The organism is Prevotella amnii CRIS 21A-A, assembly GCF_000177355.1.
Classification (GTDB): domain Bacteria; phylum Bacteroidota; class Bacteroidia; order Bacteroidales; family Bacteroidaceae; genus Prevotella; species Prevotella amnii.
The window spans coordinates 1-9508 of sequence record NZ_ADFQ01000091.1; the positions used below are offsets into that span (position 1 = coordinate 1).

Here is a 9508-nt window from a genome sequence, read left to right on the forward strand (position 1 = left end):
GACGATAGACTATGGAGTCGCCCTTTTCGGTGTCGATGTTCTTGGTTATGACCTTTCCGAAGCCGAGGAACTCGCGCTCGTGGCGATCCTTCTGTCCGTCGGAGTAGTCGAAGAGGGTCTTCATCAGCGGTCCGTCGTCATGGATACCGTCGTCGACAGTTACGGAAGCCATCACCCATTTTCCTCCAGGTAGACCATAGGTCGGTGTGCTGTGCTTATAGTCGAGGGTAAAGGTTCCGCCGAGGGAATTGGTGACGCTCTTGAGCATGTTTGTTCTGCCGATGGCAGAGCGGGTTACCTTGAGTTCGCTTTCCTTATCGGATTCCACGATGTCGAGGTAGCCGTCGCCGTCTACGTCTTGCAAGGCGTAGTTGTTACGATTTATACTGTGACTGACAGAAACAACAGGATTGATGGAAATTTTGACAGGGATTAACTTTGGAGTGAAATTGACAGTAAATGCAACTTCAGCACCCTCTGAGGTTGAGGCAGATTCGCTAAGAGAAGAAAGCCCTTTCCACTGAATGGCATCCATAAAACCATTACCGATATTAAATGCCACCATGATAGCCTTGCCATTGCGCCATACCTTATCTGGCAATCCGTCAGAATTGACATCAGAGAGATTATACTCTTCTCCATTCTTAGAGGTTACAACATTGTATCCCCCGGCGAAGCTTGATGACCCCTTATTGAAGCTACCACCTATATTGGCGTTATAAGTAATTCCCTTACCTCCTTGTATTCGATCAATTCCCCAATCAATCGGTTCTGTGAAGTTGTACCCTAAATTAAGTCGAACTTTATTTCCCTTAATAATTTTATCAGGTAGACCGTCTCCATTCACATCCATGAATGTTTCTGTGCTCCAATCCTTGTTAGAGGGAGGAATACTGACAGATCCAGACATACGAGCTTTTGCCTTGTTGCTGGAGCCTTGGTTGCTGGAATGATCCTTTCCTTTTGCTATATGAGCAATCGTAGAACTTATCGAAATAATGGGATCACTTCCCAATGCCCATCCTTCAGACTTATTTTCACTGCCAATGATTCCGATTCCACTATACTTTTCGCCACTGATACCTCCTTGCGAATTTGTATATTGTATGATTCCCTTTTGAAAAATATCCGGGAAACCATCTCCATTGAAATCCATCATAGTGGAGCGAGTTACACTCTTACCACTTGCATCATTGTATGTAAAAGCAATGCCTGTCTGATTGACATCACTTGTTGCAACCATTTCCTGTGTTATAGCTACAGCACCGGTTCCTTGTAGACATGTACCGGAAACTCCTGTTATATCATCAATATGTTCGAAAGGGTTAGTTAATATTACATTTTGTTCAGTTAGTCTTGAAGCCCCAGCCTCTTTAGCTGTAAGGTACAATTCTGCTCGTTGTCCTATCCATCTATCAAATGAACTTTGGTCTGTTCCTATTGGTACAAATGCCATTGTCAAAGGATCCATCTTGGCATCCTTGCTATCGGGGAGCTTCAGCAGTGATTCATCAATAGGTTTGCCATACCTACCTTCGGAAGCATTATAAACAAAACCACCCCAACCACGATACATTGTGCCGAAGCCTTTGTTCTCTGTCTGGGCATAGAAGCCTGCCTGTGTTGTTCCTATGCCACTGACAGTAGCTGCAGAAGTTACTGTCTGACCTGAGATGTTACCTGAATAGAAGTAATCTATCCATATCTTGCCTGCACTGACACCGGTGATTGTCAGCGAATCTCCTGAAAGACGTCCTCCACTGAAAGCATAAATCTTCTTACCCAGCAGTTTGTCTACAGTCTTGACAGTCATCGTTACCATTCCGTTTACCGTTGGTGGTAGCATCGTGATACTCGGAGTAACTGTCAGGGTTGAAACATTGGAAGCAAGTACTACAGGCTTACCTTCACTAGCCATGTCATCAAAGAGAACGTAATGGGTTGCCCCTGCCGTACGCTGCCTGCTTCCATCCTTGCCTATGGTCTCTATTTGTGGGGTCCACTTTATTTTCGACCAGTCCACATTAGAAGAAGAACTGATTTCGAAGTTTAGATTTGTCAAGCCATCAGGATTAGGAATCATCTGTTGGATTTCTCCGTCAAACGCTTCATTCCATGCAAAGGTACGGGTATAGATTTCTCTTTTTTTATAATTCGGATTATTATTACCCAAACTGTCTTTTAACTCATTAGATGCGAAAAGTCTGAGCGTAACGTCATCCGTTGTGACGGGTTTGGTGAACTTGCCAGATAGGTTCAAAGAGGCACTTTCTGCCACATTGGTCAGTGTATTAGCATCATAAATGGCACCCTCCTGAGGTTGATAAACAGTGGCAGATAACCCATCAGGGAGTGTTTCTTCCACACCTGCATAGGAAATGACAGGCGCCCACTTTACGTTGTCAAAGGCACCGTTGCTTGTTTCCTCCGTACCAGACTGGACACGGAAGTAAATGCGGTCGCCTTTCTTGACGGTGATATTCTGCGCCGTAGCATTATAAGCTGTTGCATCTCCCTTGGCAATTTTCTTACTCCAGAGTTCTGTACTACCTTTCTGAATGGCAAGGCGCACACCGTCAGCATGAGCGTACTCGTCGGCATCATACTCGCCTGTTGGAGAAATCAGACTAACTGTACCCGATATGCTGACAGTTCCATCCTTAGGTGCCTGCCATACACGCACCATGTCTTCCATCGGAGAGGATTTAATCAGTTCTGCCTGCTCGGTAGGATCAACCTCTCCAATAGTTTTGTCTATTTTCTTGGCATCATAGATGATGGGGCTTGGTGTATCGGCGCTGCTAAGCGTAAAATGAGGAATAGCATGACCTTGCGCATCAAATTCTATATGATTAAAATAAACCTTACCACTAGAAACTATATCTACAAGCCCATCACCATTAACATCACTGAAATATACAGAGGTTTTAGTAGTTGTGCGGGAGGTACTTGTAGCAACAGTAGCCATAATATACAGCCACCCAGCCTTGATGGCAGGTCCTCCAGAGAAAGTATTACTGGATGAAGCAGAAAATTTAGAGATACCAATAACTTTGATAGGTTCTCCATAGGTGGTTTTCTTTTCATCTGTGCATATTTGTGGGCGATAGTACACAGAACCTCCATCCTGATATATTTTATCGGGTAATCCATCTCCGTTAAGGTCTGCCAAAGTCAATAATCCCTTAGAATTATCATGAGAGTAATTAAAAGAACCACCGATAGTGCCACTGGTTGAAGAACTTTGGTCATCAACTCCTGCACCAGCATAGAAAGAACCACCATAAGAAAAGCTTGTTGTTCCTCCTAAGGCAGTAGGTTTGTCGCTGAATATGCCACCAACTTCTTTGAGAGGACTTATAAATCCTGCGTCAAGTCCGTCATCGTGCGTATTCCATGTTTCCTGTTTTTCCTTGAAAGGCACATAGCCCTTGGCAGCCTGTACGTCATCATAGTACTCAAAATTCTGATAAGACACTTCTGCGCCTTTGTCATCGAACTGCTTAACACCTGTGAGTATATCTTTGTTGAACGCACCCTCGCCGTAGGTAAAGGCATAACTACGGAGCGTACTTCCTTGGAAGTTCACCGTCACTTTCTCCAACAGACGATTAGAAGAGGTCAAAAATCCGTACCGTGCATTGTTGCTTTTGAGCCGTTTGAGTTTGCTGCCCTCTAAGAGTACCACCGTGTGGGGTGCCTGTCCACTATTACCGGCACGTACTTCCTTTAAGTAAATGGCTTTGGCAAAGAGTCCGCCACGAACAGGTTCGTCGGCTGTCTCATAGACATATTCTATATAGTCACCATGTGTTTCTTCCACACGTTTGAGTTTCCATTCGGTAATCACCTCACGACTTTGACCACCTGCATCGGTGATGGTACCTTTGAGGATGGCTCCCTCACCACCATAGGTATACTTGATACCTTGTTTATCGGTTACTTCCCAAGTATAGTCGGCAGGTGAGTTACCCTTGCGGATGATACGGCTGAAGTCTCCTCCCTGACGGATATAGAACTGTCGGTCTGCCTTGCGGTTCATTTTCTCACCGCGGTGGGCAACACCCATTTTACCGTCATCCCCCATGGTAGAAAGCATCGAGCCAGACATGAGGTAGGTTTCGGTTTCTTTGCCCGTATCGTATCGGGGCACACCCCAACGTGTATCCAGCGTGATGGACGGAACGGAGAGATTCCAACCCTCTCCAAGCCATCCACTACCGCCTTCACTACTGTACTGTATGCCCAAAGAAGGAGCCATACCATTGCGTGCGGGAGGCATTTCAAAGCCATACTGGAGATTAGCAGAACCTCGGTTGTTGGCTGTAGGAGGTGTAATGAGATTGATTTTTGATGTCGGATCCGCTGCCTTGATGTCGTTCATCATTGTTGGTGTGAATCCGTCGGTCTGTGGTGATTCGGGTGCTTTGATGACACCGTTAATCATATCTGTAAAGTGAGTGGTCTTTGATACCACACAGGCAGTAGCTTTGTCTACCTTCACTCGCTCCAATGCCACCCAATGCTTCGTTCCTTGATCGAAGTAATAGGTATTGATGTCGTCTTCGGTAAAGCCACTGGGTATCTTCGTACGGTCGTATCTGATCTTCACCGTGGCTCCCTTGCCTGTAAAATGCTCGCCATGGGGCAGGAAGCGGTAGCCTTCGCCTGTTGCCGTGACATTGGTCATGCCATAGTCCAGTGCCGGGATGTCTGTCTCACGCAGTGGCGTAATGGTATATTTCCCTGTTTTAGAGATGTCGTCTTTGGTTACACTGAGCATACTTCCTGCCATGGAAAGGCTGTCTGCCTGATGGGCAAGGAACTGCTTGCCTACCACCGCCCCTGCCGGGACAAAGACACGGCTAAAATCTGCCTGTGCGCCTCGTAGAGCAGGAAGGGATTGGCTGACCTGCTTCCCTGAGACCACTGCCGAGAGCAGCAGGTTCTCGGAAGTGGTGGTGAGGATGCCTTCAAACTCTCCGTCCTTCACGGGCAGGCGTTGTCCTTGTATGGACACTTCCCCGGCTTTGCCACGGACGAATCCGTGGACGTAGGTCTGTGAGCCATAGGAAACGGGAGCCTCGGAGAGCACCACGGCATGACCGGTCTTGTCAAGCGCATCCTTGCTCATCGGAGCGGTTTCTATGCGCACGTTTCTCACGCTGTAACTATAAGCGGCATCGGAAGGTATTGTGAACAATACGCTATTCCTGCCTTCCTTAAGCCATGTGGGACTGATTTCCTCCCTAACGGAGGTCCATTCCTTGGAAAGACGGGTGAGGTAACCGCCCGATGCTGTGCGGTCATTGATACTCTTGCTCACGCCCGAAGCGGATGAAACGCCTTTGAGGTCGTAAACCAGCCATGCCCGTGAAGCGGATGAGACCTTTCCAAGGCTTATCTCAAAGAGGTTATCCTCTGGATTGTCCGACACCCTGCCTTCGGGTGTACCGATGATACCGGAAGGATGGGTGGCAAGAAAAGATGTGACGGAAGAGGTCCCAGCCTTTGCTGTTGACATGGCAGTATTTCCCTTTGTGGCTTCTGTTACAGGGAGCGCAGAGCGTTTTGTTTTGCTACTGCTCTTGCTACTGTTATCCTTGGAGGATATACTGTTTTCTTGCGTATCGCTCTTTGAAACGCTTGCTACCGAACTATGCTGAGAAAAATCGTTTCCACTGATATATTGTGCAATGGCAATGGTAGACACGGTTACGATGGAAGCAACCAATGCCGGTTTGAATATCTTCTTCATAGCCAATCTGTTTTACGGTTTTTACTGGATCATAAATTTACAGGTATGTTCTCCCGTGTGCGTTACTGCCTTGGCAATGTATACGCCGGGCGCTTTGAGTGTCATGCGGAGTGTTCTTTCCGTACCACTGCCAAATGCCTGTTCTGCCACGCATCTGCCGTAGGTGTCAAAAATCATCAGCGTTGCCTGTTCCTCGGGGGAGGTGCGCAGGCGTGCCAGCAGTGTCAGGCCGCCATCTTGAACCACGGAGAAGCGTTCGTCCGTAAAATCCATGGAACGAGGCTGTGATGCTTTGCCTCTGGTCTTGGGCTGTGCAATGACTTCTGATGCCTCTGCACCGCATTCGCTACCGATGCGAATATCTCGATGAATGCTGCATACACCCATATTGCGCACCGTGGCATTGGAATTCGTAACAAACTCGGGGACATGGGCGCCATTGACCTTAAACCCGGATACATGAGAGGTGCCGGAGCCGTACTTGATGCACGTACTCCACTGGCGAAGGGAATTCTCTATATGATATACTTCTTTGCCGTTGATGCAATAGGAAATATTTTTCCCATTGGTAGAAATACTCAAGGAATCACCTGCAGAGAAAGATAGAGCATTGAAAATATTAGTAGCACCTTTGATGATGGGCATTGCTTTACCATTTCTAATGTCAAAACCATAATAAATGGCTTGCGAAGGTTTGCCCGGGTGCTGTATACCTATGCGGACGTTGGAAGATACGTCTGCCATGCTCCATGAAACACTGCCTGTGGAGAAGCTTCTCGGATCTGCCGAATAGATCGTATAAAATCCACTGCCGGATGCCGTGATCTCATTGCTGCCACCCTGAGAGAGGGTCATGCTGTAAAGTCCGGGACGGAGTTCGCCCACGGTATGGGTTTCAGTTTGGAATGTGCCACGGCTGACGATGCTGTCTTGTTGCAGTCCGACAACGTCCGAGGCACGGAGTTCATAGGTATATGAGGGTGTTCCTAACTCAATGCCGATACCGATGCTCCCATCGAAGAGTGCCTTGCCGTCCTTGCAATGTGCTTGAACAGGGGTAAAGATGGCTTTGAGTCCGTCGTAGTAGCCGAAAGTAAATGCATCGCTGCCACTGCCGTCGGTATCGAAGAAGATATTGTGGAAGATGAGTTTTTCACGGATGGGGTCAAGGTGCGACAATTTCACGTAGCGGCGCGTATCTGCGGAGAAATCACCTTGTCCTGTGGGGTCAATGACCAGCAGGGGCTGCTTACCTGCGGTAAATGCCGCTCCCTTATCCTCAAGCAAGGCATAAGCCAACTCTGCCATGTTGCCACTGACAGCCGTTCCTGTAAGACGAACGTCTGCAAGGTCTAACGAACCCGAGGCGTTGACCTTGATGACTGCCTTATAAGAAGTGGCAGTGGGTTGCTCTTGCAGATGCACTGAAAAGCGGTCGCTGCCTGTTCCGTCTACCGATAGGAAGATATGTGTCCCTTCTTTTCTGACAAGGAGGCGTTTTCCGGCAATGGAAGAGAGTGGATGGGCTTCCTTTATCATTCCGTTTTCGATAACTTGTATCTCCGTAGCAGTTGGAATGCGGAAGCCATCATTGCAGTTTCCATCGGAAGAAGTCGTAAAGCCGATGTCAAACGATGGGAATTTTGTAGGGCAGATAAATTCAAGAGAACCATCTTCTGATATAAGCGGAGCGGAAATGATAGATGCTGATGCACCGTCACCTTTTCGTACAAGGTGATCGGTGAATCCTTTCCGCGTGATGGTAAAATCCTGTGAGTGCCATCTGACCTGTGAGGTGTCTGCTTCTTCTTTGAGATTGGTCTGTGCCAGCCATGTCCTGCCTGAAAGATGCCAAAGGCTATCTTCCGGAAGTGTATTGAGTTGTGTTGGCTTGCCGTCATCACCCCAAAGAAGATAGCCTTCATCTTGCATCTTACTACCGTATTCCCTTCCGAGAACAAGCAGACGTTGGGAGGAAGAAAGATTATAGGGACTTCCCTCGTAGAAAGAGTCGCCATTCTTGTCTATGCTGTATCGGGGAGATTCCTCATAACTGGTTGTGGAGAGGAACTGTGCGAGCGCATTGCCGTCGTCCCTGATGATACCCGTAACACGATGGTGATAGGGTGCATTGTGCGCCGCATCCCAAATGAGATTTCCCTTGCCGTCAAGATAGGAACCTTTCAGCGTGATACCGTGTCTTAGGGCAAGACTGCTCTCTACACGCAGTCGCTCCGAAGGGGTGAGCATACGGGAGAAGACAACCAATTCGGGAATATAGCCCTCCAACTCGTTCCCACCCATTAGGGCATCGGCAAAAGATTCAGAGAAGCGGCTATCGGACTTGGCATGGGTAATGCCAAGGGTGATGACCGTACGTGTGGCTTCTCCCCAAACGGAATGGGTAGGACGGTTTCCCCATAGATAGGAAACGGTTCTAGGTAGTCGTGCTATGAAACTTTCCCTGCTTTCTTGCTCTGCGTTGCCTTGTAAAAGGTCTTCACCGGTTTCCTTGCCGTAGTCAAGGGCATCGCCACTCTGTATGTGGTGAACCTGATCCTTATTGACGGCTCTTCCTTCTCCTTTGCGCCCTGAGACTTCATACAGCGTGGCATCAGTCGATACGCTCTTCATCGTGGGAGCAAAGACACCAACGATGGTACCGGCAGGAAGAGAGGTATAATTAAGGGTAAACTCTGCCAAACTGTCTCGTGTGGGGAAATAAAGGGCAGGATGAAAATTAAAACTGTGTGTCAAAGAGAAAGGCTGAGAGGCAGCCCCTGTCTTGGAAAGGTTTTTCTTGCTTCGTGAAACAAGACGGATGGAGTCGCCTGCCAAATCCTTCCATCTATAACTACCCGTTAAGAAATTACCGGTGGGAACAGCCCTGAACCATGCCTGAGGTGAGGGAACGCCGCCGGGAGACTGGGCACGACTCACCTGCGAGGGAACGCATATAAATAAAGCTATGAAAGCGGGTAAAAAGTGTTTCATACGCTGATTATGATTATAAAGTTAGGACTAATAGTTTGTTCTTAATAGAGTTAGTAGAAAGTAGTTGTCAGTAGGAATCATACACATTCCTACTCAAAATCAAACGCCACGAATCGGAAGAACCTTGGCTACAATGAGAAAAGTGTATATATACGTACATAAGTGCATCATAATCAATCGCTTTATACGTTATGTCGCAAATGTATGCAATCTAAAGAAAACATGCAAGAAAATAAGAGAGAAATTTTCGAGAATGGCGCATTTTTAACATACAGAAACATTTTACGAGGAATAATCGGGGTGATTTGCGTCAAGAGTCACACCTCATTCTTTACATTCAATATTTTATGCGAAATTTCTTCGTTTATTTTGACTGAAAACATTATCTTTGTCGCAGAAACAAGAGAGATCTCATTTTATCGCATAACGAAGAAATGAAAGGAATACCGCTCGTTTCTTATTCGTTCACCCTTGAATATACTTCTATCTCTATCTTGCTTGTAATCAAGAAGTAACATTTCAAACTAATACTTCTATGCGGAGATTTGTGACTTCCGCACGGCAAAGGACATCGGTATCGACCGTCCCGAGAAAAACGAGATACTGCACAACATACCACCTACGCCCGAACAAGAGGTATTTATCGGCAAACTGATGGAGTTCGCCAAGACGGGCAATGCCACACTCTTGGGACGTGCACCACTGAGTGAGAGTGAGGAAAAGGCAAAGATGCTGATTGCAACTGACTACGCCCGC

4 protein-coding genes and 1 pseudogene are annotated in these 9508 nt (G+C 47.2%); 3 read left to right on the top strand and 2 right to left on the bottom strand.

Translation table 11 applies throughout. The features are described from left to right. The coding region (locus HMPREF9018_RS08860) for a toxin TcdB middle/N-terminal domain-containing protein (protein WP_316909339.1) at positions 1–4930 on the bottom strand (4930 nt) is incomplete at its 3' end. A gap of 171 nt (positions 4931–5101) precedes the next feature. Between HMPREF9018_RS08860 and HMPREF9018_RS11310 the strand changes: the two genes are divergently transcribed. Next, positions 5102–5341 (top strand): hypothetical protein, encoded by a 240-nt coding sequence (locus HMPREF9018_RS11310; protein WP_232724672.1) that lies wholly within the window; start codon positions 5102–5104, stop codon positions 5339–5341. Positions 5342–5456: 115 nt separating this feature from the next. Continuing rightward, positions 5457–5666: a hypothetical protein gene (locus tag HMPREF9018_RS11315; protein WP_232724673.1), complete on the top strand. Its 210-nt coding sequence runs from the start codon at positions 5457–5459 to the stop codon at positions 5664–5666. Positions 5667–5779: 113 nt separating this feature from the next. Here the strand turns inward: HMPREF9018_RS11315 and HMPREF9018_RS11320 are convergent, their stop codons facing one another. Next, a complete protein-coding gene (locus tag HMPREF9018_RS11320) occupies positions 5780–8752 on the bottom strand; it encodes a T9SS type A sorting domain-containing protein (RefSeq protein ID WP_008450681.1) in 2973 nt (990 codons plus the stop codon). Between the two features lie 531 nt (positions 8753–9283). On the opposite strand from HMPREF9018_RS11320, the pseudogene HMPREF9018_RS11465 reads away from it, so the two are divergent. Next, positions 9284–9508, top strand: a pseudogene (locus tag HMPREF9018_RS11465) (helicase); the annotation flags it as partial.